This window comes from Phreatobacter oligotrophus (genome assembly GCF_003046185.1).
GTDB classification, from domain to species: domain Bacteria; phylum Pseudomonadota; class Alphaproteobacteria; order Rhizobiales; family Phreatobacteraceae; genus Phreatobacter; species Phreatobacter oligotrophus.
Window position 1 is genome coordinate 161,922 of sequence record NZ_PZZL01000006.1, and the last position, 26,064, is coordinate 187,985.

Consider the following 26,064-nt stretch of genomic DNA (forward strand, 5'->3'; position numbering starts at 1 on the left):
GCCCATCAATTAATTGGCGCAAGATGGTTGCGCATATCGGCCACGCAATTATCGGCCGTTCGGTGGGGGTCAGCCGCAGTCCGCCGCGAGAGCCGCCGCCGTGATCGCCTCGACACTCGCCCGATCGGTGGGGAAGTCAGCGGCGATCCAGCGCTCGCGCACGGCCGACAGGACACGGCCGACGGCAGGGCCCGCCGCGACCCCGCGGCGCATCAGGTCGTCGCCGGAAACGGGAAGGCTCGGGGCCTTCCAGCGGTCCGGAAGGGTCAGCAGTTGCAACCAGGCTGCGTCATCGGCAGGGGCGCCGGACCGGGCGAAGCCCACCATGGCGCGGTCGCCATAGCCGCGTGGCCCGGTGGCCGCCAAGAGGGCCTTGGCGGCGATGGCGCCGGCGGCCGGATCGGGCTGGCGCCAGCCGTGGCCGATGCCCTCAAGGCGGCGGAACTCGGCATTGGAGAGGGCAAGGCGCTCGCGCAGGCGGATGGCGTCCTCGCGCGTCAGCACTGCCAGCGCGGCCATGCGGCGCACCGGGTCGGCGGCAAGGCCGAGGCTTGCCTCGATGGCGGCGAGGCGCTGGACGGTGGCCGCCATCGGCACGCCTCCGAGGATGCGGTCGAGCAGGCCGCAATCGGCCATGGCCTGCGCGCCCTCCGCCGCCCGCGGGGCAACGAGGAGCTTCATGAGTTCCGCGCGCACGCGCTCGCGCGACAGGTCCGCGACGCCCGCGCGCTCGGCGATCGCGGCGGCGCGCGCCTCCCCGTCCAGCGCGCCCGCGCCATAGGTCGCGTGGAACCGGAACAGCCGGAGGATGCGCAGGCGGTCCTCGCGCACCCGCGCGACCGCTTCCCCGATGAACCGCACGATCCCACGCGCGAGATCCGCCCTCCCCCCGAACGGGTCGAAAAGCGCCCCCTCGGCCGTCAGGCTCATGGCGTTGAAGGTGAAATCCCGCCGCGCCGCGTCGGATCGCCAGTCGCGCCCGAAGCGCACGACCGCATGCCGCCCGTCGGTCGCGACATCCTCGCGCAGCGTCGTCACCTCGAAGCCGGTGCCCTCCACCACCACCGTCACCGTGCCATGGGCGATGCCGGTCGGCACCACCTTGAAGCCCGCCTCGCGGCAGCGCGCCGCCACCACGCCCGGTTCCGCCGTCGTCGCGATGTCGACATCGCCGGGATCGAGCCCGAGGAGCCAGTTGCGCACGGCCCCGCCCACCGGCCGCGCCTCGTCGCCCGCGACACCGATCACGTCGAGCAGGCGCCTGACCGGTCCTTCCCCGAACCATGCGGGCAGCGGCGGCAGCGCCCCGGCCTCGCTCATCGCGGCGGCTCCGGCCGGCGCGGCTGCATCTCCGCGGGGAAGAACACGCCGTTCTCGACCCGCGCCGGGCGATAGACTACGTTGGGGTCCCGGACCTGGTAGGACAGGTGGTAGAGGAAGTAGCCGCCACCCAGAACGAGCCCGAACAGGCCGAGCCAGACCACGGGCTGGCGGTCCCAGTGCTCCTTGAGGAACGGATTGCGCTCCTTCAGGTGCAGCCAGACGAAATAGAGCACGAAGGGCAGGACGAAGAGGGCGAGGTTGAGGGCGATCCTCATGCCGAAGCGTCGGCGGGCGCCGCCTCGTCGAGCCGTTCCCAGAGATTGCGGATGATCCCGGCCGTGATGCCCCAGATGTACCGCTCGCCGAAGGGCATGGCGTAGAAGTGCCGCCGCTGGCCGTTGAATTCGCGGTGCTGCTTCTGGTGGTTCGAAGGGTCCATCAGGAAGGTCAGCGGCACCTCGAAGGCATCCGTCACCTCGCGCGGATTGAGCTCCAGCTCGAAGGGCGGATGCACCAGCGCCACCACCGGCGTGATGAAATAGCCGGTGCGCGACAGGAAGGGCAGCAGATAGCCGAGCGGCTGCACATGGGCGCGGGCAAGGCCGATCTCCTCCTCCGCCTCGCGCAAGGCTGCATCCAACGGCGTCGCATCATCCGTCTCGATCTTGCCGCCGGGAAAGGCGATCTGGCCGGAATGGTCGGGCATGTCGGAGGAGCGCTGCGTCAGCAGCATGGTCGGCTCCTCGCGCGCCACCACCGGCACCAGCACCGCCGCGGGACGGGCCGGGCGGCCCTCGTTGACGGTGTGGTCGCCCTCGTCGAGCGGGCTGGTCGCGCCCATGCCGAACAGGTCCTGCTGCATCTGCGGCAGGTCGAGGCTCAGCCGCCGGGTGACGGCGAGGCGGAAGGCATCAGGCGAATCGGCGATCACGTCAGTCCCTCGATCTCGACGGCATCCACCATCGGGTAGAACGCGCCCGCCACATAGAGCCCGAACCAGTCGCGGTCACCCTGCCGCTCGATCTCCCCGAGGCTCGCGAGATCGTGAAAGAGGGCGCGAGAGACCCGCGCCCAAAGGTCGCGGCGCACCAGGACATAGGGTTTCACCCCATCCGTGCCCTCTTCCTTCTCGAAGCGGAGCGGATGGTCCTTACCGACCTCGATCCAGTCCTCGACCTGGGTGCGGAAGGCGATGCGGCGGTCCCGCCCCTCCCCGTCCACCCGCATCTCCACCGCCGCGAAGGGCGCGTCATCGACGGTGATGCCGATCTTTTCCACGGGGGTGACGAGGAAATAGCGCCCCTCCTCGCGCTTGATGACGGAGGAGAACAGCTTGACCAGCGGCATCCGGCCGATGGGCGTCTTCATGTAGAACCACGTGCCATCGGCGGCGATACGAATGTCGAGATCGCCGCAATAGGGCGGATTCCACAGATGAACCGGCGCACCGCCGCCGGCCTTCTTCAAGGCTGCCGCGATCCCGTCGAGACCTTGCTGTGGTCCCCTCTGCGTCATCACTTCGCCACCTCACGATTGGGTGATGGCCCCTGTCTTCCGGAGCTGTTCCGGTGGACGATGCCTGTGACGAACCTAAGACTCGACTATCCCCGTCGCAACGCATGGGCCATGATGCAATGCACAGCGACGCAGCCTCGAGGGAGCGACCATGACCGCCGAGACCGCCGAACGGATGGAAGACGCCATCGTCCGTGCCGCCGAGGCAACGGCCGCCCAGATCCGGACCGCGCGCGCCAATATCTCCACCGTGATCTTCGGCCAGCAGTCCGTCGTCGACCGGGCGCTCATCACCGTCCTGTCGGGCGGCCATGCGCTGCTTGTCGGCCTTCCCGGCCTCGCCAAGACCAAGCTCGTGGAGACCATGGGCACGGTGCTGGGCCTCGATGCCCGCCGCATCCAGTTCACGCCCGACCTCATGCCCTCCGACATCCTCGGCTCCGAGGTGCTGGAGGAGGAGGCCGGCGGCCGCCGCGCCTTCCGTTTCATCAAGGGCCCGGTCTTCGCCCAGCTGCTCATGGCGGACGAGATCAACCGCGCCTCGCCCCGCACCCAGTCGGCGCTGCTGCAGTCCATGCAGGAGCACCAGGTGACGGTGGCCGGCGAGAGCTATGAGCTTCCGCGCCCGTTCCATGTGCTCGCCACCCAGAACCCGCTGGAGCAGGAGGGCACCTATCCCCTGCCCGAGGCGCAGCTCGACCGCTTCCTCATGCAGATCGACGTCGACTATCCCGACCTCGATGCCGAGCGGAAGATTCTCTTCGACACGACCGGTTCGGAAGGCGCCCGCGCCAAGCCGGCGCTGACCGCCGAGGACCTGATGGCGGCGCAGCGCCTCGTCCGCCGCCTGCCGGTGGGTGAATCCGTCGTGGAGGCGATTCTCCAGCTGGTCCGCTCCGCCCGTCCCGGCGCCGCCAAGGGCGAGCTCGCCTCGGCCATCGCCTGGGGGCCCGGCCCGCGCGCCTCGCAGGCCCTCATGCTGGCCGTGCGCGCCCGCGCCCTGCTCGACGGCCGCCTCGCGCCCTCCGTCGACGACGTTGTCGCTCTTGCCGAGCCCGTGCTGAAGCACCGCATGGCCCTGTCCTTCTCCGCCCGGGCCGACGGCCTGACGGTGGAGAAAGCCATCGCCGCCCTGGTCAAGCCGATCGGTTGACGCCGATGTTCGACCTCGCCAACGCCGAGAGCCGCGAGGACCATGCCAGCCGCCTGATGCGCGACGGCGAGATGCTCGCCGCCGCCCTCCCCCGGCTGGTGCTGGAGGCGCGGCGCGTGGCGGCGACGGTGGTCCATGGCCTGCACGGCCGCCGGCGCGCCGGCACCGGCGAGAATTTCTGGCAGTTCCGCCGCTTCATGAGTGGCGAGCCCGCGGCCCGCATCGACTGGCGGCGCTCGGGCCGTGACCGCACGCTCTATGTCCGCGAGCGCGAGTGGGAGGCGGCCCATACCGTCTGGATCTGGCCGGATTGCTCGGCCTCCATGCAGTTCGTCTCGCCGCTCGCCTGGGAGACCAAGCGCGACCGCTGCCTCGTCATCGCCTTTGCGCTGGCGGAGATCATGGTGCGCGGTGGCGAGCGCGTCGGCATTCCCGGCGTGATGCGCCCGACCGCCAGCCGCGCCATCATCGACCGCATGGCGGACGCCCTGCTGGCCCTGCCCGACCTCTCCTCCGCCAACCTGCCGCCGCGCGCCCCCGTCTCGCGCCTCTCGGAGGTGGTGATCCTGTCGGACTGCCTCGTCCCGGCCGCAACCTTCGGCGAGGAGATCCGAGCCCTGGCCGCAACCGGCTCACGCGGCCATGTCCTGCAGATCAACGATCCCATCGAAGAGACCTTCCCCTACAAGGGCCGGGTCGAGTTCGAGGAGCTCGAGGACAAGCTGACCATCACCGCCGGCCGCGCCGAGACCTGGCGCGACGACTACATCGCCCGCCTTGCCGCCCATCGCGCGGAGCTGAGACGCGGCTGCGACGCCCGCGGCTGGAGCTTCGCCGTCCACCGCACCGACCAGCCGCCGGCCACCGCCATCCTCGCCCTGCACCAGCGCATGGGCCCGGGCTCGCGCGACCTCGGACCCGGCCCGGGAGGCGCCTGATGCTCGGCCTGCCCCTCGCCTTCGCCTCGCCGCTCGTCCTCTTTGCGCTGGCCGCCCTGCCGGCTCTGTGGTGGCTGCTGCGCCTCGTGCCGCCGCGGCCGCGCCGGGTCCGCTTTCCGCCGACGCGCATCCTCATGGACATCGCGCCGAAGGAGGAGACGCCCTCGCACAGCCCGTGGTGGCTGACCGCGCTGCGCCTGCTCCTCGCCGCCCTCATCATCCTCGCCATGGCCGGGCCGATGTGGAACCCGCCCGCCGCCACCGGCGGTGCGCGCGGACCGGTCCTGCTGCTGCTCGACGACGGCTGGCCCTCCGCCGCCACCTTCGACCAGCGCCAGCGCGTCGCATCCGAGATCATCGCCTCCGCCGAGAGCGCCGGACGCGCCGTCGCCTTCGTGCCGACATCGCGCCCGGTGGTGGACATTGCGCTGGAAACGCCGGCGACGGTGCGCGAGCGGCTGCGCTCCATCGATCCGCTGCCGCATACGCCCGATCGCGCCGCGCTGCTGCCGGCGCTGACCAAGTTCCTCGCCGCCCAGCCCGAGGCGGAGGTCGTCTGGCTGGCGGATGGCACCGATACCGGCCGCACCAAGACCTTCATCGACCAGCTCGCGCCGCTGGTTTCGGGGCGCCGCGTCACCGTCTTCGACACCGGCCTCGCCCAGCCGCTGGCGCTCGCCGCCGCCACCAACACGGCCGGCGGCTTCACCGCCAAGGTGCTGCGGCCGCAGGGCGGCCCGGCACAGGTCGGCCGGGTGCGCGCGCTCGACGGCCGCGGCCTGCCGCTGGGCGAGGCCGCCTTCGCCTTCGAGGCCGGCAAGACCGAAGCCGACGTTCGCTTCGACCTGCCGGTGGAGATCCGCAACGAGATCACCCGCCTCGATATTGCCGGCGAACGCTCGGCCGGCGCGGTCCAGCTCATCGATTCCCGCTGGGCCCGCCGCACGGTCGGCGTCGTCTCCGGCGCGACCTCCGACACCGCCCAGCCGCTCCTGTCGCCGACCTATTATCTCGGCCGCGCGCTGGAGCCCTTCGCCGATATCCGCACCGTCGAGGGCGCCTCGCCCTCCGACGCCATCCTGCGCTTCATCGAGAGCCGCGTGCCGATGATCGTGCTGACCGATGTCGGCACCGTCACCCCCTCGGCCCGGCAGGCGCTGAACCGCTTCATCGACGACGGCGGCATCCTCCTGCGCTTTGCCGGAACGCGCCTTGCCGGCGCGCAGGGCGACGACCTCGTGCCGGTGCGCCTGCGTCGCGGCGGCCGCCAGCTCGGCGGCGCGCTGTCCTGGGAAACGCCGCAGGCGCTCGCGCCCTTCGGCCGCGAGAGCCCCTTCGCCGACATTGCGGTGCCCGCCGATGTGCGCGTGCGCCGCCAGGTCCTTGCCGAGCCCGACGGGCTGCTCGCCGACAAGACCTGGGCGCAGCTCGCCGACGGCACGCCGCTGGTCACCGCGGAGAAGCGTGGCCAGGGCCTGCTCGTGCTCTTCCACATCACCGCCGACACCGCCTGGTCGGACCTGCCGCTCTCGGGCGCCTTCGTCGACATGCTGAAGCGCATTGCCGGACTGTCCGCCGCCGGCAAGCCGGGAGCAGAGGGCATCACCGCCGCGCCGGGGACGGCCCGCGCTGCCGAACGGGTTGCCCCGACCCGCGTGCTCGACGGCTATGGCGCCTTCATCGCCCCGCCGGCCACCGCCAAGGCGATCCCCTCGGACTGGCGCGACGCTGCCACCTTCGACGCTCCGCCGGGCTTCTATGGCCCGGCCGACGGCACGCTCGCGGTCAACGTTCTCACCCCCGACGAGCGGCTGAAGCCCCTCGATGCCGGCCCCCTCTCCGCCACGATCGAACGCTATCGTCTGGGCGAACCGGTTGACCTCAGGACTCCGCTGCTCGTGGCCGCCCTTCTCCTCCTCCTCGCCGACGGCCTGATCGTCTTCCTCATCGCTGGCGGCCTTGCCCGCCTCGTCGGGCCGCGCCGCCGGGTGGCGGCCTCCCTGGTGCTGGCCGCCGCGGGTCTCGCCCTCATGGGCGGACATGATGCCGAGGCCCAGACGCGCCGCAACCAGGACCGCCCGGTCATCTCCACAGGCAATGCCGCCGACGATGCGGCCATCAAGGCCACGCAGTCGACGCGCCTCGCCTATGTCGTCACCGGCTCGCGCGAGGTGGACGATGTCTCCCGCGCCGGCCTCGAGGGCCTGACGCGCTTCCTCTCCGCCCGCACGGCGCTGGAGCCGGCGCAGCCGCAGGGCGTCGACATCGCCCGCGACGAACTCGCCTTCTTCCCCGTGCTCTACTGGCCGGTGGTCGCGGGCGCCGAGGAGCCCTCGCCCCAGGCGCTGCTGCGGCTCGACGCCTACATGAAGCAGGGCGGCATGGTGATCTTCGACACCCGCGACGCGCTGACCGCCCGCCCCGGCCAGGCGAGCCCGGCGCAGGTGACCCTGCGGCGCATCCTCGCCGGCCTCGACATCCCGGAGCTGGAGGCGGTGCCGCGCGACCATGTGCTGGCCCGCGCCTTCTTCATCCTGCGGGAATTCCCCGGCCGCTACACCGACGGCGTCACCTGGGTCGAGGCCATCCCGCCGGCGACCGACGAGGAGAGCGCCCGGCCGGCGCGCGCCTCCGATTCTGTCTCGCCGATCATCATCACCGCCAACGACCTCGCCTCGGCCTGGGCGGTCGACCGTCAGGGCAATCCGCTGCTCCCCGTCCAGGGTGAGGCGCGCCAGCGCGAGCTCGCCTTCCGCTTCGGGGTCAACATCGTGATGTATGCGCTGACCGGCAACTACAAGACCGACCAGGTCCACGTGCCGGCCCTGCTCGAGCGGCTGGGGAACTGACGATGAGCCTTGGCGTCGTCTGGTCCCCCGTCATCCCGCTCTGGGCGCTCGGCCTCGCCGCGCTGGCGGTGCTGGCCCTTTCGGCGCTGCTCCTGCTCTCCCGCAGCCGCGGCGCCTGGTGGCGCATCGGTGCCATGGCCCTCGCCCTCCTCGCCCTCGGCAATCCCGTCTTCACGCAGGAGGATCGCGATCCGCTGCAGTCGGTCGTCGCCGTGGTCCTTGACCGTTCGGCAAGCCAGTCGCTGGCCGACCGCCGCCGCATCACCGACGAGGCGCGCGCCGCCATCGAGCGCAGCCTTGCCCGCTCGCCGGGCTTCGAGATCCGCTGGATCGAGGCAGGGGCCTCCGACGGCCAGACCGACGGCACGCACCTCTTCGAGGCGCTGCGCTCCGGCCTTGCCGACGTTCCCGCCGAGCGGGTCGGCGGCGCCATCCTCGTCACCGACGGACAGGTCCACGATGTGCCGGCCCAGGCCGCGGCCATCGGCTTCACCGCGCCGGTCCACGCCCTCATCACCGGCCGCTCCACCGACAAGGACCGCCGCGTCGTCCTCACCCAGACGCCGCGCTTCGGCATCGTCCAGCAGAGCCAGACCATCGGCTTCCGCATCGAGGACAACGGCACGGGCGGCGCCGCCGCGCCCGCCACCGTCACCATCAGCCGCGATGGCGAGGTCATCGAGCGCCGCACGGTGACCACCGGCCAGGCGGTCAACACCTCGGTCCAGATCACCCATGCCGGGGCCAACATCATCGAGATCGAGGTCGACGGCCTGCCGGGCGAGCTCACGCCCATCAACAACCGCGCGGTCGTCGTCATCGACGGCATCCGCGAGAAGCTGCGCGTCCTCCTCGTGTCCGGCGAGCCCCATGCCGGCGAGCGCACCTGGCGCAACCTGCTGAAGTCCGATGCCGGCGTCGACCTCGTCCACTTCACCATCCTGCGTCCGCCGGAGAAGCAGGACGGCACGCCGATCAACGAGCTGTCGCTGATCGCCTTCCCGACCCGCGAGCTCTTCCAGGTGAAGATCCGCGAGTTCGACCTCATCATCTTCGACCGCTACGCCCAGCAGGGCGTGCTGCCGCTGATCTATTTCGAGAACATCGCCCGCTATGTCCGCGCCGGCGGTGCGCTGCTCATCGCCGCAGGTCCCGAGCACGCCACCTCCGCCTCGATCAACGACACGCCGCTGGAGACGATCCTCCCCGCAGCCCCCACCGGCGACGTGATGGAGCGGCCGTTCCACGCCCGGGTGTCCGATACCGGCCGCCGCCACCCCGTCACCCGCGCCCTGCCGGGCATGGCGGCCGAGGGCAATCCGCAATGGAGCCGCTGGTTCCGCCTCATCGAGAGCCGCCAGCCGGCGCAAGGCGCGATGACCGTCATGGACGGCCCCGACCAGCGTCCCGTCCTGCTCCTCACCCGCCAGGGCGAGGGCCGCGTCGCCCTGCTGCTCTCCGACCATATCTGGCTCTGGGCCCGCGGCTTCGAGGGCGGCGGACCGCATCTCGAGCTGCTGCGCCGCCTCTCCCACTGGCTGATGAAGGAACCGGAGCTCGAGGAGGAGAGCCTGCGCCTTGCCGTGCGTGGCCGTCAGCTCGCCGTCGAGCTGCAGACCATGGCCGAGCGCCCCGAGACCGTGACCCTTACCCGCCCCTCCGGCGACAGCGTCACCGTGGCCATGCAGGACGCCGAGCCGGGCCTCTGGCGCGGCCTCGTCGACATCAACGAGCTCGGCCTCTGGCGCGCCCAGGCCGGCCGCCTCACCCGCCTCATCAATGTCGGCCCGCCCAACCCGCGCGAATTCACCGACGTGACCTCGACCACCCGCCTTCTCGAGCCGCTGGTGCGGGCGACCGGCGGCGGCATCTGGCGCATCTCCGAGAACGCCTCGCTCAATGTCCCGCGCATCGTGCCGACACGCTCGGCCAATTCGCTGCGCGGCGAGGACTGGATGGGCATCCGCCAGCGCGATGCCTCGGTGGTGCGCGGCATCGGCATCCTGCCGACCTTCGCAGGGCTCCTCGGCCTCATCCTGCTGCTCGGCGCCATGACCGCCGTCTGGGCCCGTGAGGGCCGCTGACGGCGGTCGAAAAAGCTGAGGAACTGACCTGCCGTCTGGGCCCGCGAGGGCCGCTGACGGCGGTCGTCTGCGGAAGCCTCAGCGCCGACGACGACGCGGCCGGCCGAAGATCTGCCGGCGCACCCGCCGCTCGCCCCGCCTCACCCCGCGATTGATGCTGCGACCCGCGCGGCGCAGGCCGCGTCCGGTGGCGTTGACGCCCTGCGACACCCAGGAGGCTTCCGCGGCGGGGGCGGCGAGCGTTGCGACGGGCAGGCCGACGAGGGCCATCAGGAAGGCGCGGCGGAACAGCATGAGATCTCTCCAGTCGGATCGGACCGCCCGAGGGCGGGAGCGGGAGCCTGCGCGCCCACGCCGCCGCGGGCAATCCCCCAAAGCCTCCGTCATCATCCGGAGGTTCGGCCAGGAACCGCGGCCTCCCCCGGACGTTGATCAATCAGCTGGGGCAGCATGAGGAAACGACAATGACCAACCAGAACAATCCGAACCAGGGCGGCCAGAAGAATCCGGGTGACCAGAAGGGTCACGGCTCCGAGCATGGCGGCCAGCAGCAGCAGCAGGGCGGCCAGAAGGGTCAGCAGGGCGGGCAGCAGAAGAACGAGCAGGGCCAGCGCACCGACAAGGGTCGCGGCATGTAACGCCGCCGCGTGCGGAGGCCAGCCAAGGCCCGCACGCCGCGCGGCAGCGCACGACCTGATCGCAGACATGCGCCGTCGCCACCTGCGGGTGGCGGCGGACAATCCGCGTTCGGGACAAGTTGAACCCGGCGGAATCAAAAACCCGCCCCAAGGAGACGCGTCATGAACCGTCGAACACTCTTCGCCGCACTCGCCGCTGGCTGCGCGGTACTCGCCACGGCGGCAGCGCCTGCGGCCGCGCAAGGCCGCGGCTGGGGTCCCGATGGCATGGGACCGCCCGGTCAGCGCCGGCGCGGCGGGTGGATGCCGCCGGGTCGCCGCCGGGGCTGGGAGCGTCGCGGTTGGGAGGACGGCCGTCGCCGTCGTCGCGGCCCGCCTCCGGGACGCGGCTGGCGTCGCTGGTCGTGATCTGACGCATCAGGTTTGGGACGGCGCGGGCATCCCCCGCGCCGTTCGCCTGTCAGGCGGCCACGAGGCCGCCGCGCACCGGGCCGCTGACGCCCTCGAAGGCGCCGGGCACGAGTTCCGCCACCAGCAGGCGGCCGGGATCGACCGGGCCGGGCAGCGCGAGGCGGCCTGGCGCCACCACCTTGAAGCCGAAGCGCTCGTAATAGGGCGCATCCCCCACCAGCATGATGAGGCGGTGCCCCTCGGCCTTCGCCTGCTCCATGGCCCGGCGCATCAGCGCGCCACCGATCCCCTTGCTCTGGAAGGCCGGGTCGATGGTGATGGGCCCCAGCAGCACGCAGGGCGTGCCCGGGCCGATTTCCACCGGCGACAGGCGGATGGAGCCGACAAGCAGGGTGCCGACCCGCGCCGTGAAGCACAGCGAATGATAGGGCTCGATCCCCTCGCGCAGGCGGAAGGCCGTTCGCGCGAAACGGCCGGGGCCGAAGGCGCGCTCATGCAGGCGCTCGATGGCGGCATGGTCGGCAGGGGTTTCGGGATGCAGGTCGAGCGACAAGTCGGGCATGGCTCACAGGTCCAGCGGCAGGGGCAAACGTCGGCGGTCTTCGGCACTCATGCCGGCCGTCGTCGTCGCTCGATCCGCGGACTGAACCTCATCATCGTCGCCGCATAGCACGCGTTTTCCGGCCCGTCATCCCGGCCGAAACGCAGGCGGCCCCCGCCCGTTCTCCACCCTTCGGCTCGCGGCAAACCATTTCGTCCCCGCCCGGACCATGGTCTGATCCGCAACGGAGACGATGGGCATGAGCAGGATGGCGGCGGGCGGCTTCTTCGGCTGGACGGTGGTCTGGGCCGCCTTCACCCTGGCCATCTGCGGCTGGGGCCTCGGCTTCTACGGCCCGCCGATCTTCCTCCACGTGATCCACGAGACGCGCGGCTGGCCGCTCGGACTCATCGCCGCGGGGATTACGGCGCATTACCTCGCAGGCGCCGCGGCGGTCGCCAACCTGCCGCGCCTCCACGCCCGCTTCGGCCTCAAGCGGGTGACGCGGGCCGGCGCCCTCGCCCTTGGCCTCGGCATCGTCGGCTGGAGCCTTGCCGCCGCGCCCTGGCAGCTCTTCATCGCCGCCATCGTCAGCGGTCTCGGCTGGGCGACGCTCGGCGCCGCCGCCGTCAACGCCCTTGTCGCCCCCTGGTTCGTCCGCGGCCGCCCCTCCGCCCTGGCGATGGCCTACAATGGCGCCAGCGTTGGCGGCATTATCATGTCACCGCTCTGGGTCCTGTCGATCCAGGCGCTCGGCTTCCCCCTGGCGACCACGGTCATCGCCGCCGTGGTCATCACCACCCTTTGGGTCCTGGCAGGACACGTCTTCGCCCATTCGCCGGCCTCGCTCGACCAGCGGCCCGATGGCGACGCCGCCGATGCCCTGCCCGCGCCCCCGTCGGCGCGGGCCGCTGCGCCCCTGCCTGCCGAAGCCCTGTGGCGCGACCGCCGCTTCCGCACCCTCGCGGGGGCCACAGCCCTCGGCCTCTTCGCCCAGACGGGGCTCCTCGCCCATCTCTTCTCCCTGATCGTCCCGGCGCTCGGCGAGGTGAAGGCCGGGATCGCCATGACCTGCGCCACCCTCGCCGCCGTCACCGGGCGCAGCCTGCTCGCCGCGGTCATGCCGCGCGAGGCCGATCGCCGGCTGATCGCCGCAGCGAGCTATGCCGTGCAGGTGGTGGGCTGCGGCGCCTTCCTTCTGTCGCATGGCAGCGAGCCCTGGCTGATCTGGACCGGCGTCGCGCTGTTCGGGCTCGGCATCGGCAATGTCGTCTATCTGCCGCCGCTCATCGCCCAGACGGAGTTCGCCAACCCGGACGTGCCGCGGGTGGTCGCCCTGACCGTGGCGCTGGGACAGGCGCTCTACGCCTTCGCACCGGCAGCCTTCGGATTGCTGCGGGAAGCGCTTCCCGCCGGCACCGGACCGGGCGATGCGCCGGCCGTCCATGCGCTGTCGGCGGCGGTCTTCATCGCCGCCATCGTCACCCTGCTGGTGGGCCGCAGGCCTCACCAATAGGCGCTGCGCGGCGCCCCCTCGAACAGTTCGGCGAGGCGCTCGCGGGTCCCGCGCGTCACGCCCTCGGGCAACGCGTCGCGGGGGAAGAACCGCGCCTCGAGGATCTCCCGCGTGGGCGTGAAGGGTGCGGGCTGCGTCCAGGCCTCCACCCGGTAGAGCACCACATGGTCCCGGCGCGAGGTGCGCTGGTTGAGGAACAGGCCGGCAAAGACGGGATCCCCGGTGACGAAGACATTGGCCTCCTCGCGCAGCTCCATGGCGAGGGCCTCAATGGCGGTCTGCCCGACCTCCACCCCGCCGCCGGGAAAGTGCCAGCCGGGCGTGTAGCTGTGGCGGATGAGCAGGACCTGGCCTTCGGCGTCGGTGACGCAGCCGCGCACCCCCAGCGTCATGCCGCGGGAGAAGCGCCAGTAGAGATGGAGCAGTGGGGTCAGCCAGGAGCGCCGGTCGGGACTGAGCAGGATCAAGGGCGTGACTCCATCAGCTTCCCTGATGACTGATTGAGGATCCATGAACGCGGGCGATCAAAAATGCATGGCTGGCCCGGCAAGGCAAGTTCTTCAAACAGTCACGGAAAAGGCCTATTTCGACAGCATGTTGCGATGCACAAACAGGCATCGCGCCCATTTTCGGAGCTTTTACCATGTTCATCTCCTTCATCGTGTCGCTTCTGAAGCGCCGCCCGGCCTATCAGTGGCAGCCCTCCCTCGACATCCGCGACGGCGCCACCGCCGCTGCCCTCGGCATCTATCAGCCGCGCGCCTGATCCGGCGTTCCGCCGCAGGCCGCCGCTCTGGACAGTCCGGACGGCATCGCGCATAGGCGCGGCATGTTCCGCCTCGCCCACCTGTCCGATCCGCATATCGGTCCCCTGCCCGCGCCGACCTGGCGCGAGTTGATGAACAAGCGCCTGACGGGCTACCTCAACTGGCGCCGCGGGCGCGCGCACCATCACCGCATGGATGTGCTGGACCGGCTGATCGCCGATATCGTCCAGGCCGACGTGGACCACGTCGCGGTGACCGGCGACCTCGTCAATCTCGGCCTTCCCGACGAATACAAGGCGGCGCGCACGCTGCTGTGGCGCATTGGCCCGCCCGAGCGGGTCAGCTTCGTGCCCGGCAATCACGACGCCTATATGCGGCAGACCGTGCCGCAGATCGTGCTGCAATGGCGCCCCTGGTTCCTCTCCGACGGCGTTGCGGAGGACGAGGGCGGCTACGCCTTTCCCTTCACCCGCGTGCGCGGCCAGGTGGCCCTCGTCGGCGTCAACAGCAGCGTGCCGACGGCGCCCTTCCTCGCCACCGGATTCCTCGGCAGCCGGCAGATCGCGGCCCTCGCCGATGAATTGCAGATGCTCGGCGAGCAGGGCCTCGCCCGCCTCGTCCTCATCCACCACCCGCCCTTCGACATCGGCCCGCAGAAGCGGCTCGGCGATCATCGCGAGCTCGCCGCCATGCTGGCCAAGGTCGGCTGCGAGGCGATCCTCCATGGCCATACCCACAAGGGCACGCTGAAGCAGCTCAAGGGCCCGTCCGGGCTGATCCCGGTCATCGGCGTGCCCTCGGCCTCCGCTGCCCATGGCGGCCGCCACGAGGGGGCGGCCTGGAACCTCGTCACGGTGACCGGCGAGCCGGGCGCCTGGCAGGTCGCGGTCGAGCGCCGGCCGGTCACCTGAGCCCCAAACGACAAAGGCGCGGCCTGAGCCGCGCCTTCGTGCAAGTTCAGAGGGGAGCGGCTCAGGCGCCGAGATAGGCACCGCGGCGCGACAAGCCGATCCGGTCCATCTCCGCCTGCTCGCGGGCCGCATCGGCGGCGCGATCGCGGGCGCTCTCGCGCTCGTCGAGGATCTCGACCTTCTTCAGCTCCTCGAAGGCCTCCGCCAGCGCCGCCTTGGCGTCGTCCAGCTGGCCCTTCAGCTCGCCGGCCGAGCCCATCAGGTTGTCGCGCCGCTGGCGCGCCGCCTTGGCATAGGTCGGATAGGCGTAATGGGCGGGATCGTGCACGTTCGCCCGGTTCTGCTCGGCCAGGATCTCGCGATCGAGCTCGGTCGCCATGCGCTCGAACTCGGCGATCATCATCTCGATCTGCGTGACCTGACGTCGTTTCTCGTCGACCTGAAAGCGCTTCAGGCGGATCAACGTCTCTCGCGACTTCATCGACTCGTACTCCCAGAAGTCCCCTGGTTCCGGTCCACACACACACGCGGACCGGTCGTCCGAAGCGCCCGACGAGCGGACGCCTTACCCCTAATGAAGGATGAAGCTAGCCCCACGAGGTTGAGAATCCGTTTCCGAAAACGATGATTCGTGGTAAACGGACGTTCATAAGTTCCCGCATTCATTGGCGAAATCAGCCCGGAACGCCGGCCTCCTCAAGGATGCGGGCGAGTGCTGCATAGCCATCGCGGATCTTGACGTTCTCGTCCTTGCGCTGACCGAGGAAGGCCTCCAGCGCCGGCTGCAGGCGGATCGCCTCGTCCACCTCGGCAGAGGATCCCTGGCGATAGGCGCCGAGCCGGATCAGCTCCTCCATATCGGCATAGGTCGCCAGAATCCGCTTCGCCCGCTGGATCACCGGCCAGTATTCCGGATCGGCCGAGCGCGGCATGGTGCGCGACACGCTCTTCAGCACGTTGATGGCGGGGTAGCGGCCGCGCTCAGCAATGGAGCGCTCCATGACGATATGGCCGTCGAGAATGCCGCGCACCGCGTCGGCGACCGGCTCGTTGTGGTCGTCGCCATCGACCAGCACGGTGAAGATGGCGGTGATGGCGCCCTCGCGCGGGCCGGGACCGGCGCGCTCTAGCAGCCGCGGCAGTTCGGAGAAGACGGTCGGCGTGTAGCCCTTGGCGGTCGGCGGCTCGCCGGCGGAGAGGCCGATCTCGCGCTGGGCCATGGCGAAGCGGGTCACCGAGTCCATCATCAGCATGACCTGCTGGTCGAGGTCGCGGAAATACTCGGCGATGGAGAGGGTGAGATAGGCCGCCTGCTTGCGCATCAGCGCCGGCTCGTCGGAGGTCGCCACCACGACCACCGAGCGGGCGAGGCCCTCCTCGCCGAGATCCTCCTGCAGGAACTCCTGCACCTCGCGGCCGCGCTCGCCGATCAGCCCGATCACCGAAACATCCGCCTCGACGTTCCGGGCAATCATCGACAGCAGCACCGACTTGCCGACGCCGGAGCCGGCGAAGATGCCCATGCGCTGGCCGCGGCAGCAGGTGAGGAAGGTGTTCAGCGTGCGCACGCCGAGATCGAGCGGCGCGCCGACGCGGCGGCGCGTGTGGGCGGCGGGCGGATCGGCGCGGAAGGGCATGGGATCGCCGCCCTGCGGCAGTGGGCCCTTGCCGTCGATCGGCTCGCCGAGCGCATTCACCACCCGCCCGAGCCAGCCGGCGCTGGGGCGCACCGCCGCCGGCGCCAGCGAGACCAGCGCCTTGCAGCCGCGCCGGACACCCTCAAGCCCGGCGAAGGGCATGAGCAGCGCCTGGTCGCCGGCAAAGCCCACGACCTCGCAAGGGATCGGCCGCGCGCCGGTCTCCACCGTGACCCGCGCGCCGACGCTCATGGCGTGGATGGGACCCGCAGCCTCGATCATCAGGCCGCGCACGCCCGAGACCCGGCCGTAGATCGACATGGAATCGATGTCGGAAATCTGGTCGGCGAGTGCGCGCATGGGCAAAGGATCCGTCAATGACGGCCCACATTCTCGCCCGCATGGTCAATGAAGGGTTAACGGAGGGGCGCTTCTTAACGCCGGCCGGCAGATTTTGCCGGGACGATCGCCGCCGATGACCGGAACCCGCGCAATTCGCAACGATCACCTGGCAACGTTTACCGCCCGTTAACCATGAGCCCGGTAGAACCTGCCCATCGGATGCGCCCACCCCTTCCCCGGCGAGCGACCGATAACGGCTCCGTTGCCGCCGCGACGGGCCATTTCAGAGCGAAGTTTAACGCTCCGCACCGCGCTTCGGCCCAAGTAAAGGCAGATGCCGCCCGAATTGCGCCCCGCAGGGTAACCCTTCCTTAACCCGGCGCGTTAATGATCCCTGACAGCCGATTAATGGCGCCGCGACCGCCGGGGGTTCGTCTTTAACGACCCACTGCGGGCCCCTGGTCGCGGTATGGCAGGAACCGGACTCTGCGAGACGGCCAAAATGGTCGATTCCGCAGGAGGTTGGAGTGAGTCGCGAAATTATTTCGCGCTGACTCTTGCCCCCGCGAATCACAGTTTGTTAACCATTAGGGCGTAGCGTCGAATCAGTGAACGGGGACGGGTCCCAGGCAGCTTTCGCGCGGCGGCGGAGGCACGGGACCGCTTTGCCGAGCGTCTGTTTCGTCCTGTCGGGCGGGATAGCCGGTTCTGGGTCAGCGGAAGGGGATGGGCATGCGCGTTCTGTTGATCGAAGACGATAGCGCTACCGCGAAGAGCATCGAGCTGATGCTCAAGTCCGAGAGCTTCAACGTCTACACGACGGATCTGGGCGAGGAAGGCATCGACCTCGGCAAGCTCTACGATTACGACATCATTCTTCTTGACCTCAACCTGCCCGACATGTCGGGCTACGAAGTGCTGAAGTCGCTTCGGGTTGCCAAGGTCAAGACGCCGATCCTGATCCTCTCCGGCCTTGCCGGCATCGAGGACAAGGTGCGCGGCCTCGGCTTCGGCGCCGACGACTACCTGACCAAGCCCTTCCACAAGGACGAGCTGGTCGCCCGCATCCACGCCATCGTGCGCCGCTCGAAGGGTCACGCCCAGTCGGTCATCACCACCGGCGACCTCGTCGTGAACCTGGACCAGAAGACGGTCGAGGTCGGCGGCCAGCGGGTGCACCTGACCGGCAAGGAGTACCAGATGCTGGAGCTCCTCTCGCTGCGCAAGGGCACGACGCTCACCAAGGAAATGTTCCTCAACCACCTCTATGGCGGCATGGACGAGCCGGAGCTGAAGATCATCGACGTCTTCATCTGCAAGCTCCGCAAGAAGCTCGCCAACGCCTCCGAGGGCCGCAACTATATCGAGACCGTCTGGGGCCGCGGCTACGTGCTGCGCGAGCCCAACGAAGCCGAAGAGCGCATCCCCGCCTGACGCGGCCGGCGGCAACAATTCCGCCGCAACCGCGTCACAAGGCCGTCATCCCGGCCTGAGAGAAGAGTTCGCATCAGTCTGGCGCGCACGGATGGAATGCCGCCAGGCGACGAGGGCCCCGCCGGGAAACCGCGCGGGGCTTTTTGTTGTCCGGAGAAGCAGCACGCCCCTGCAGGACGGCGTGGACGCGAAGCCCCTCACCCTTCCCTCTCCCCGCATGCGGGGAGAGGGGGACCAGGATGGCGAGGCCTCCTTCGACATCGCTGTGCCAAGCACAACGGTCCAGACGAAGGCGAGACGCTGTTGCCCCCTCTCCCCGCATGCGGGGAGAGGGAAGGGTGAGGGGCCGAGCCAATCAACGCCCGATAACCTCCAACGTCATTGACCCACGGACGCCCGGGCGCCAGGCTCCCTCCCCTTGAGGAGGCTGCCCATGTCCGACGCCCTCGACCGCCTCGCCGCCCATCCCCTGCCCTTCGCAACCCTCATGGGCGTGACCTTCACCGCGGCGTCGGCAGACGAGGTGGTCGCGACCCTCGTCGTACGCGAGGACCTCTGCACCGCAGGCTCCATCGTCCATGGCGGTGCGCTCATGGCCTTGACCGACACGGTGGGAGCGGCCGCGACCTTCCTGAACCTGCCGCCCGGCGCCAAGGGCACGACGACCATCGAGAGCAAGACCAACTTCCTCGCCGCCGGTCCGGTCGGCGACACGCTCACCGCCACCGCGACGCCGGTCCATCGCGGCGCCCGCACCCAGGTCTGGCAGACACGGATCAACCGGGGCGACGGCAAGCCGGTCGCCCTCGTCACCCAGACGCAGATGATCCTCTGAGGCGGCTCAGTAGGGCGTGCCGTCCTTGTGGGTGAAGGCCCAGGTCCCGCCGGGTTGCAGGACCGCCACGAGATCGTCCTGCGGATAGCTGGCGCTGTCGCCGGGGGTGCGATCGCCGATCTCCAGATAGGTGGCCGGTGCATCCGACCGGTTCACCAGCTGATGGGCGATGCCCGCCTTGGCAAAGCCGGCGCAGTCTCCCGGCTTCAGCGGCGTCTCGCCCTCATCCGTCACCAGCACCAGCTCGCCCTCCAGCACATAGACGAACTCGTCCTGCGTCGTGTGCCGGTGCAGCAGCGCCGACATGGCCCCGGGGGCGAGCGTCGTCAGGTTCACGCCGAAATTGGTGAGCCCGAACAGGTCGCCGAGCGGGCGCTTGGTGCGCCCCGCCATGCGCGAGAAGAACGGCTCGGGATAGTTGGACGGCTTGGTGCGCGGCGGAACATCGGCGGCGCGGACGGCGTTGGCCCGGATCGGCTGCTGGCTCATGGCATTCCTCTCCCCGTAGCGATGCCGACCAAGCTTCGCGCCATGCATCGCAGCGGTCGATCCCCGCCGCCGCAAGCCAGCCCCGCCAGGGGGAGAGGCTGCCTCGCCCTGCCGGTTTGAAAACAAGCCCGTTCCCCACCGGACCCGATCTCAAGAACGATCGTTCTTATTTTTGGCCCATCGTCACCATTCGTAGAATTTCCTTCCACGCATCGTTAGATTGGGCCCATACAGGGAGGCATCCATGACCGCTCACGTCTCGCCCGAGAAGACCCGCAAGCCCGGCCGCGGCCGCATCTACAATTCCATCACCGAGACCATCGGCGACACGCCCCTGGTGCGGCTCGACCGCCTGGCCGAGACCCATGGCGTCAAGGCGACGATCCTCGCCAAGCTTGAGTTCTTCAACCCCATCGCCAGCGTCAAGGACCGCATCGGCGTCGCCATGATCGACGCGCTGGAAGCGGCGGGGAAGATCACAAAGGACACGGTTCTGATCGAGCCGACCTCCGGCAATACCGGTATCGCGCTGGCCTTCGTTGCCGCCGCCCGCGGCATCCGCCTCGTCCTCGTCATGCCCGAGACCATGTCGGTGGAGCGCCGCAAGATGCTCGCCCTGCTCGGCGCCGAGCTGGTGCTCACCGAAGGCCCGAAGGGCATGAAGGGCGCCGTCGCCAAGGCCGAGGAACTGGCCGCGGCGAACCCCAATGCCATCATCCCGCAGCAGTTCAAGAACCCGGCGAACCCGGAGATCCACCGCCACACCACCGCGGAGGAGATCTGGAACGACACCCAGGGCGGCGTCGACATCTTCGTCTCGGGCGTCGGCACCGGCGGCACCATCACCGGCGTCGGCCAGGTGCTCAAGGCGCGCAAACCGACGGTGAAGGTCGTGGCGGTCGAGCCGACGGATTCCCCCGTCCTCTCGGGCGGCAATCCCGGCCCGCACAAGATCCAGGGCATCGGCGCCGGCTTCGTGCCGGACATCCTCGACCGCGGCGTCATCGACGAGGTGGTCCAGGTCTCCAACGACGAGGCCTTCGCCCAGGCCCGCGAGCTCGCCCGCCTCGAGGGCGTGCCCACAGGCATCTCCGCCGGTGCGGCGGTGAAGGCGGCGATCACGCTGGGACAGCGTCCGGAAAATGCCGGCAAGACCATCGTGGTCATCATCCCGAGCTTCGCCGAGCGCTACCTCTCCACGGCGCTGTTCGACGGGCTCTGAGCCAAGGACCCCGGCGCCCGGCGCCGGGGCGTCCGCCCGGTATAGGCCTCCTCCGGTACGACGGCGAGGCGGGAGCCGTGGATCGGCTCGCCGGTCGAGAAGAACTGGCGCAGCGTCATGATGAGCGGGCGCCAGCGAGCCGCGTCGATCCGGTTCTCGAACTCCGCCGACAGGATCGCCTCCGCCGCATGGGCGCGGACGATCCGCACTTCCACCGCAACCGAGGGGACGAGCAGTCGCGGGTCATTGCTCCCGATGGTGCGATGCTCCTCCACGACCGCCTCAAGCTGGATCGCACATTCAGCGATCCGCGGCGGGGCGACGCTTTCCGATGGAACGGCGGTCAACCCCGCCGCAGCGAACTTGTCCGCCTCGGACCGGTAGCCGAGCATCTGTTTATGGCGCGGGAGGGGATCGGAGGCCGACAGGCAGGCGAGCCTGTCGACAGCGCCGACACATTCGGGTCCCGGCAAGTTCAGCACACATTGGCCGGTGCGAATGAGGTTCTGCGGCGTCTGCGAGGTTGCATCGAAACCGAGCAGGCAGGTCCAGCCGAGCCACCAGGCAGAGGACATCGGAGCGACATTGGCGCTACCATCCGGGTTGAGGCTGGTGACCAGCACGACCGGGGTGCCAAGATAGAGAATGGCTGGTTCGATCGGCCGATGTGTGGTCAGGGTCATGACGGGTCTCCGTGCTGGTCAGCAGCAGGAAACCCCGCGCGGGCACGATGCGACACCCGTTTCATCCACCCGATTTCTCAGGCGGCGAGCGGCTCAATCCGTAGGCAGGCCGAAGGGTAGCGACTCCACGTGGCCGCCGGGTGGCAGCACCTGCTGCACCCGCCAGCGGCCCTGCGGGCTGCGCACCATCCGGAAGACGACCGGCGCGCGATAGGCCTGCAGCGGCATGGCGATCTCCACCTGCCCGTCGGCGAGTTGCACGCGCGTGCCGAGCCGCGGCACGACGGCCGGGCTCATGTCCTCCGGCATGCCCGCGAGGTTGAGCGGCATGATGTCGAGCCGGCGGGCCACCTGCATCGCATAGGCGAAGCTGAAGCTCGGATCGGTCTGCTCCAGCCGGTTGACCGGCGGGATCATCTCCGGCGCATGGGTCATGGCGCCGGTCACCGAGACGCGCGCGATCTTCGACAGGTCGAAGCGCATCAGATGGGCCTGGAAGGCTTGCTGGCTCGCCGGGGCGAGGATCCAGAAGGCGGTGACATAGTCGCCGCGCCGATAGGCGCCGAGGAACTGGCGCAGCGCCGCCTCGGGGGTCGTCAGGTCGAGCCGGTCATAGGCGGCGCTGCCGGACGAGGGAATGGCGGACTGGCCGCTCTGGGCGGAGGCCCCAGGTCCTGCCGCGACGACTGATACCAGCAGGACAAGGGCCTGCCACGCCGTCGTTTTCGCCCGTTCCATGCACTTGCCTCCCTGCGGCTGGCGCAGCCTGCCGCAGTGCACGCGGTTTGTCACGTGCCGGGCCAAGGGCTCAGCGGCGGTCCTTCAGCACCTCCTCGATCTCCGCGAGGATGGCGGGATCGTCGATCGTGGCCGGCATGGACCACTCTGCGCCGTCGGCGATCTTCTTCATCGTGCCGCGCAGGATCTTCCCCGACCGCGTCTTGGGAAGGCGCGAGACCGTGATGGCGAGCTTGAAGGCGGCAACCGGCCCGATCTTGTCGCGCACCAGCGCCACCAGCTCCTTCTCCACCTCTTCCGGCCGCTTGTTGACGCCGGCCTTGAGCACGACGAAGCCGCATGGAACCTCGCCCTTCAGGCTGTCGGCCATGCCGATGACGGCGCATTCAGCGACGTCCGGGTGGGAGGAGAGGACCTCCTCCATGCCGCCCGTCGAGAGCCGGTGACCCGCGACGTTGATGATGTCGTCGGTGCGACCCATGATGTAGAGGTAGCCGTCCTCGTCGACGAAACCGGCATCCGAGGTCGAGTAATAGCCCGGGAACTGCGAGAGATAGCTCTCGTGGAAGCGCTCGTCCTGCTGCCACAGCGTCGGCAGCGAGCCCGGCGGCAGCGGCATCTTCACGACGATCGAGCCCATGGCCTTGGCCGGCACCTCGTGGCCGGCCTCGTCGACGATGCGCACGTCGTAGCCGGGCATCGGCACGGTCGGCGAGCCGGGCTTCACCGGCAGCTGGCCGAGCCCGACCGGATTGCCGACGATGCACCAGCCGGTCTCGGTCTGCCACCAGTGGTCGATCACCGGCACGCCGAGGATCTTCTCCGCCCAGAGCACGGTGTCGGGATCGGCCCGCTCGCCGGCGAGGAACAGGGTGCGGAAGCTCGGCAGCTGGTATCGGGCAAGGTGCTTCGCCTCCGGATCCTCCTTCTTGATGGCGCGGAAGGCGGTGGGCGCGGTGAACAGCGCCGCAACGCCGTGCTGGGCGATCACGCGCCAATAGGCGCCGGGATCGGGCGTGCCGACCGGCTTGCCCTCGTAGAGGATGGAGGTGATGCCGGCGAGAAGCGGCGCATAGACGATGTAGGAATGGCCGACCACCCAGCCGACATCGGAGGCCGCCCAGAACACCTCGCCGGGCTTCACGCCGTAGAGGTTGGTCATCGACCAGGCCAGCGCGACCATGTGGCCGCCATTGTCGCGCACCACGCCCTTGGGCTTGCCGGTCGTGCCGGAGGTGTAGAGCACGTAGAGCGGATCGGTCGCGGCAAGCGGCACGCAGTCCGGCTGCCGGCCCGCGGCGCGGGCGCGGGCGACGAGGCCGGCCCAGTCATGGTCGCGGCCCGGCACCAGCGAGGCCTCGACCTGGGTGCGCTGGAGGATCACGCAGGCCTCGGGCTTCGCCATGGCGAGGTCGATGGCCCCGTCGAGCAGCGGCTTGTACGGGATGACCTTCGCCCCCTCGATGCCGCAGGAGGCCGAGACGATGACCTTGGGGTGGCAGTCGTCGATGCGGGTGGCGAGCTCCTTCGCGGCGAAGCCGCCGAAGACCACCGAATGGATCGCGCCGATGCGGGCGCAGGCCAGCATGGCGATGGCCGCCTCCGGCACCATCGGCATGTAGACGATGACGCGGTCGCCCTTGGTGACGCCGAGGTCCTGCAGGACGGCGGCGAAGGTCGCGACCTCGTCCTTCAGTTCGGCGAAGGTGATGCGCTGGACCGTGCCGGTGACCGGCGAGTCGTAGATGATGGCGGCCTGGTCCGGCCGCGTGGCCGCGTGGCGGTCCACGGCGTTGTGACAGGTGTTGCAGACCCCGTCGGTGAACCACCGCCCATAGACGCCCGCCTCAGGATCAAAGGTGATGGTCGGCGGCGTCACCCAGTCGATGGCCTTGGCCTGTTCGGCCCAGAACCCGGCCGGATCCGCCTTCCACGCGGCATAGACGTCGCTGTAGCGCGAGGACTGACCACCCATGACGACCCCCCGGGGCGCGTGAACGCCCTCATCCCGTGCGCTTCGTCGCGCACCGGTTTCGATGGGCGGCATTGTCCCCGGGACGCGCGCCAGCGCAACAGGCACCGCCTCGCCCGATCGGCCTGCCCACGGGGAAACTTTAGTTGCACCGCGAAGCGCCGCCTCAACAGCTCCAAAGCGGTATTCGAGTGCCGTAAGGTCAAGGCATTTCCCCAAGGCTGCCCTGCATCCGCCACGTGCTGCACTGCGACAAATTCAACTCATTTTAACCCGAAACTGCGACAAATTGGCCCAGACATCCGCAGTGGAGCAACGCATGTCAGTGCTTGGGCGCATCAGCATTTCGACAAAGATCATCGGTCTGGTGATGATCATGAACGTCATCGCCCTGGCGATCGGCGTCACTGGCTACCTCGCCCTCCAGCGTCTCACCGCCGAGGTGCAGGTTGCGGCGACCATCAGCACCCGCGCCTTCGACGCGGTCGTCGCCAATCGCGGCCTTGCCGCCCTCTCCCGCGCCGAGTTCCTGATGGCGACGGATTCCACCAAGGCGACCATCGACAGCGCGCTGCAGCAGATGCGCGAGGACATGCAGGCGGTCGAGAGCCGGCTGCAGTCGCTGCGCCAGGCGCAGAACCCGCTCGTCGTTGCCGCCGTCCAGAAGGCCGAGGCCGCCTACCGCGCCTACCTGCCGCTCGCCCAGGAGACGATGCGCATCGCCGCCCAGGTCCAGGACACCGCGACCATCGAGCAGCAGGACCAGCTGGCGAAGAGCAGCCTCGCCTCCCGCAGCTTCTACATGGCGGCGCGCATGGCCTTCCGCGACCTGACCCAATTACAGCAGCAGCGCTCCACGGACGGCTTCAACACCGCCTATGCGGAGGCTGCCTCGCAGCAGACGCTGATGATGGCCTTCGTCGTCGTCGCGCTCATTGTCAGCATCGGCCTCGGCGTGCTCATTGGCCGCTTCGGGATCGCCACGCCGATCCGCCATCTCACCGGCTGCCTCATGGATCTCGCCGCCGGCCGCTTCGACGTGGCGGTGCCGGGCGCCGACCGCCGCGACGAGGTGGGTGAGATCGCCCGCGCCGCCGAGACCTTCAAGGCGAACGGCATCGAGGCCCAGCAGTTGCGCGCCGAGCAGGAGGCCGCCAAGGCCCGCTCCGAGCAGGAGCAGAAGGCCCTGATGCGGCGCATGGCCGATGATTTCGACCGCGCCGTCGGCGGCATCGTCACCCACGTCTCCTCGGCCGCCTCGCAGCTGAAGGGCGCCGCGCAGACGCTCTCCAGCGCCGCCGAGGAAGCCTCGGGCCAGGCCGGCGCGGTGGCCGCCGCCTCCGAGGAGGCCTCGACCAATGTCCAGACGGTCGCCTCGGCCACCGAGGAGCTCTCCGCCTCGGTCCGCGAGATCGGCAGCCGCGTCGAGCAGTCGGCCGTGATGGCGAACCAGGCCGTGGCCAAGGCCGACGCCTCCGCCGCGACGATCCAGGAGCTCGCCGGTAAGGCGCAGAAGATCGGCGAGATCGTCGAGCTCATCAACTCGATCGCCTCGCAGACCAACCTGCTCGCCCTCAACGCCACGATCGAAGCGGCCCGAGCCGGCGAGGCCGGCAAGGGCTTCGCGGTCGTTGCGGCCGAGGTGAAGAGCCTCGCGGACCAGACCGCCAAGGCGACCACCGAGATCGCCGCCCAGATCGGCGGCATCCAGCAGGCGACCGGCCAGTCCGCCGAGAGCATGAACGGCATTGCCGCCGCCATCCGCGACATCAGCGCGGTGGCCGCGAGCATCGCCAGCGCCGTGGAGGAGCAGAACGCCGCCACCCAGGAGATCGCCCGCAACGTCCAGCAGGCTTCGCTTGGCACCGGCGAGGTTTCCACCAACATCGTCGGCGTCTCGCATGCGGTGACGGAGACGGGCGCGGCGGCGACGCAGGTTCTCGCCTCGGCCGACACGCTCGCCGCCCAGGCCGGCGCCCTCAGCAGCGAGATGACGAAGTTCCTGGCGACGATCCGCGCCGCCTGACGCCTCTCCCCATCACCGATCGGCAAAGGCCCTCCCCCCG

The 26,064-nt window shown here is 69.8% G+C and carries 25 protein-coding genes; 12 read left to right on the plus strand and 13 right to left on the minus strand.

Annotated elements, in window-relative coordinates; all coding sequences use genetic code 11:
- Positions 1-69 precede the first annotated feature (69 nt).
- The 4 genes from C8P69_RS15235 to C8P69_RS15250 form a co-directional block, all read right to left on the minus strand.
- Positions 70-1,320 carry a CCA tRNA nucleotidyltransferase gene (locus tag C8P69_RS15235; RefSeq protein ID WP_108178283.1) on the minus strand — a complete coding sequence of 417 codons (1,251 nt, stop codon included), beginning with the start codon at positions 1,318-1,320 and terminating at the stop codon, positions 70-72.
- A complete protein-coding gene (locus tag C8P69_RS15240; protein ID WP_108178284.1) occupies positions 1,317-1,598 on the minus strand; it encodes a DUF6111 family protein in 282 nt (93 codons plus the stop codon). Before C8P69_RS15240 ends, C8P69_RS15235 begins: the two co-directional genes overlap by 4 nt.
- Positions 1,595-2,185, minus strand: coding sequence for a CoA pyrophosphatase (locus C8P69_RS15245; protein ID WP_108178381.1), 591 nt, complete (start codon positions 2,183-2,185; stop codon positions 1,595-1,597). Before C8P69_RS15245 ends, C8P69_RS15240 begins: the two co-directional genes overlap by 4 nt.
- A 65-nt stretch (positions 2,186-2,250) precedes the next feature.
- A complete protein-coding gene (locus tag C8P69_RS15250; protein ID WP_108178285.1) occupies positions 2,251-2,838 on the minus strand; it encodes a DUF1285 domain-containing protein in 588 nt (195 codons plus the stop codon).
- A gap of 151 nt (positions 2,839-2,989) precedes the next feature.
- Here C8P69_RS15250 and C8P69_RS15255 point away from each other — a divergent pair, with 151 nt between their 5' ends.
- Genes C8P69_RS15255 through C8P69_RS15270 form a run of 4 tightly spaced genes read left to right on the plus strand, consistent with a single transcriptional unit; the run spans position 2,990 to position 9,862 of the window.
- Positions 2,990-3,991, plus strand: a complete 1,002-nt coding sequence (locus tag C8P69_RS15255; protein ID WP_108178286.1) for an AAA family ATPase — start codon at positions 2,990-2,992, stop codon at positions 3,989-3,991.
- Between the two features lie 5 nt (positions 3,992-3,996).
- Positions 3,997-4,929: a DUF58 domain-containing protein gene (locus tag C8P69_RS15260; RefSeq protein WP_108178287.1), complete on the plus strand. Its 933-nt coding sequence runs from the start codon at positions 3,997-3,999 to the stop codon at positions 4,927-4,929.
- The gene (locus C8P69_RS15265; RefSeq protein ID WP_108178288.1) at positions 4,929-7,778 is read left to right on the plus strand and encodes a DUF4159 domain-containing protein; all 2,850 of its coding nucleotides are present in this window, start codon (positions 4,929-4,931) and stop codon (positions 7,776-7,778) included. The genes C8P69_RS15260 and C8P69_RS15265 overlap by 1 nt, the downstream gene beginning before the upstream one ends.
- 2 nt (positions 7,779-7,780) lie before the next feature.
- The gene (locus C8P69_RS15270; RefSeq protein WP_108178289.1) at positions 7,781-9,862 is read left to right on the plus strand and encodes a hypothetical protein; all 2,082 of its coding nucleotides are present in this window, start codon (positions 7,781-7,783) and stop codon (positions 9,860-9,862) included.
- A gap of 78 nt (positions 9,863-9,940) precedes the next feature.
- On the opposite strand, the gene C8P69_RS15275 is transcribed toward C8P69_RS15270, so the two are convergent.
- Positions 9,941-10,156: a hypothetical protein gene (locus C8P69_RS15275; RefSeq protein WP_108178290.1), complete on the minus strand. Its 216-nt coding sequence runs from the start codon at positions 10,154-10,156 to the stop codon at positions 9,941-9,943.
- A gap of 170 nt (positions 10,157-10,326) precedes the next feature.
- Here C8P69_RS15275 and C8P69_RS23915 point away from each other — a divergent pair, with 170 nt between their 5' ends.
- The gene (locus C8P69_RS23915) at positions 10,327-10,500 is read left to right on the plus strand and encodes a hypothetical protein (protein WP_170118261.1); all 174 of its coding nucleotides are present in this window, start codon (positions 10,327-10,329) and stop codon (positions 10,498-10,500) included.
- A 460-nt stretch (positions 10,501-10,960) separates the two neighbouring features.
- Here C8P69_RS23915 and C8P69_RS15280 read toward each other — a convergent pair whose 3' ends face one another.
- Complete coding sequence (locus C8P69_RS15280) at positions 10,961-11,473, minus strand: GNAT family N-acetyltransferase (RefSeq protein WP_108178291.1); 513 nt, start codon at positions 11,471-11,473, stop codon at positions 10,961-10,963.
- Positions 11,474-11,711: 238 nt separating this feature from the next.
- On the opposite strand from C8P69_RS15280, the gene C8P69_RS15285 reads away from it, so the two are divergent.
- Entirely contained in the window at positions 11,712-12,968 is a 1,257-nt protein-coding gene (locus C8P69_RS15285) for an MFS transporter (protein ID WP_108178382.1), read from the plus strand.
- Here the strand turns inward: C8P69_RS15285 and C8P69_RS15290 are convergent.
- Positions 12,959-13,435 (minus strand): NUDIX domain-containing protein, encoded by a 477-nt coding sequence (locus C8P69_RS15290; protein WP_342750203.1) that lies wholly within the window; start codon positions 13,433-13,435, stop codon positions 12,959-12,961. The two genes, C8P69_RS15285 and C8P69_RS15290, sit on opposite strands and share 10 nt — an antisense overlap.
- 176 nt (positions 13,436-13,611) lie before the next feature.
- Between C8P69_RS15290 and C8P69_RS24465 the strand changes: the two genes are divergently transcribed.
- Together C8P69_RS24465 and C8P69_RS15295 are read left to right on the plus strand one after the other, a co-directional pair.
- Complete coding sequence (locus tag C8P69_RS24465; protein ID WP_273511567.1) at positions 13,612-13,734, plus strand: hypothetical protein; 123 nt, start codon at positions 13,612-13,614, stop codon at positions 13,732-13,734.
- A gap of 63 nt (positions 13,735-13,797) precedes the next feature.
- A complete protein-coding gene (locus C8P69_RS15295) occupies positions 13,798-14,646 on the plus strand; it encodes a metallophosphoesterase family protein (protein WP_108178293.1) in 849 nt (282 codons plus the stop codon).
- 61 nt (positions 14,647-14,707) lie between these two features.
- Here C8P69_RS15295 and fliJ read toward each other — a convergent pair whose 3' ends face one another.
- Both fliJ and fliI read right to left on the minus strand, forming a co-directional pair.
- Positions 14,708-15,127 carry a flagellar export protein FliJ gene (gene fliJ, locus C8P69_RS15300; protein ID WP_108178294.1) on the minus strand — a complete coding sequence of 140 codons (420 nt, stop codon included), beginning with the start codon at positions 15,125-15,127 and terminating at the stop codon, positions 14,708-14,710.
- Between the two features lie 193 nt (positions 15,128-15,320).
- Positions 15,321-16,643 (minus strand): flagellar protein export ATPase FliI, encoded by a 1,323-nt coding sequence (gene fliI / locus C8P69_RS15305; protein WP_108178295.1) that lies wholly within the window; start codon positions 16,641-16,643, stop codon positions 15,321-15,323.
- Positions 16,644-17,357: 714 nt separating this feature from the next.
- Here fliI and ctrA point away from each other — a divergent pair.
- Positions 17,358-18,059, plus strand: a complete 702-nt coding sequence (ctrA, locus tag C8P69_RS15310; RefSeq protein ID WP_108178383.1) for a response regulator transcription factor CtrA — start codon at positions 17,358-17,360, stop codon at positions 18,057-18,059.
- A 433-nt stretch (positions 18,060-18,492) separates the two neighbouring features.
- On the plus strand, positions 18,493-18,894 hold the full coding sequence (locus C8P69_RS15315) for a PaaI family thioesterase (protein WP_108178296.1): 402 nt from the start codon (positions 18,493-18,495) through the stop codon (positions 18,892-18,894).
- Between the two features lie 6 nt (positions 18,895-18,900).
- Here the strand turns inward: C8P69_RS15315 and C8P69_RS15320 are convergent, their stop codons facing one another.
- Complete coding sequence (locus C8P69_RS15320) at positions 18,901-19,383, minus strand: cupin domain-containing protein (RefSeq protein ID WP_108178297.1); 483 nt, start codon at positions 19,381-19,383, stop codon at positions 18,901-18,903.
- A gap of 244 nt (positions 19,384-19,627) precedes the next feature.
- On the opposite strand from C8P69_RS15320, the gene cysK reads away from it, so the two are divergent.
- Complete coding sequence (gene cysK / locus C8P69_RS15325) at positions 19,628-20,605, plus strand: cysteine synthase A (RefSeq protein ID WP_108178298.1); 978 nt, start codon at positions 19,628-19,630, stop codon at positions 20,603-20,605.
- On the opposite strand, the gene C8P69_RS15330 is transcribed toward cysK, so the two are convergent.
- From C8P69_RS15330 to C8P69_RS15340, 3 genes are all read right to left on the minus strand, one after another.
- Entirely contained in the window at positions 20,572-21,288 is a 717-nt protein-coding gene (locus tag C8P69_RS15330; protein ID WP_108178299.1) for a flavin reductase family protein, read from the minus strand. The two genes, cysK and C8P69_RS15330, sit on opposite strands and share 34 nt — an antisense overlap.
- Before the next feature lie 93 nt (positions 21,289-21,381).
- Positions 21,382-22,026: a hypothetical protein gene (locus C8P69_RS15335; protein ID WP_108178300.1), complete on the minus strand. Its 645-nt coding sequence runs from the start codon at positions 22,024-22,026 to the stop codon at positions 21,382-21,384.
- A 70-nt stretch (positions 22,027-22,096) separates the two neighbouring features.
- Positions 22,097-24,001, minus strand: coding sequence for a propionyl-CoA synthetase (locus C8P69_RS15340; protein ID WP_108178301.1), 1,905 nt, complete (start codon positions 23,999-24,001; stop codon positions 22,097-22,099).
- Positions 24,002-24,317: 316 nt separating this feature from the next.
- Between C8P69_RS15340 and C8P69_RS15345 the strand changes: the two genes are divergently transcribed.
- Complete coding sequence (locus tag C8P69_RS15345; RefSeq protein WP_170118262.1) at positions 24,318-26,024, plus strand: methyl-accepting chemotaxis protein; 1,707 nt, start codon at positions 24,318-24,320, stop codon at positions 26,022-26,024.
- Positions 26,025-26,064 lie beyond the last annotated feature (40 nt).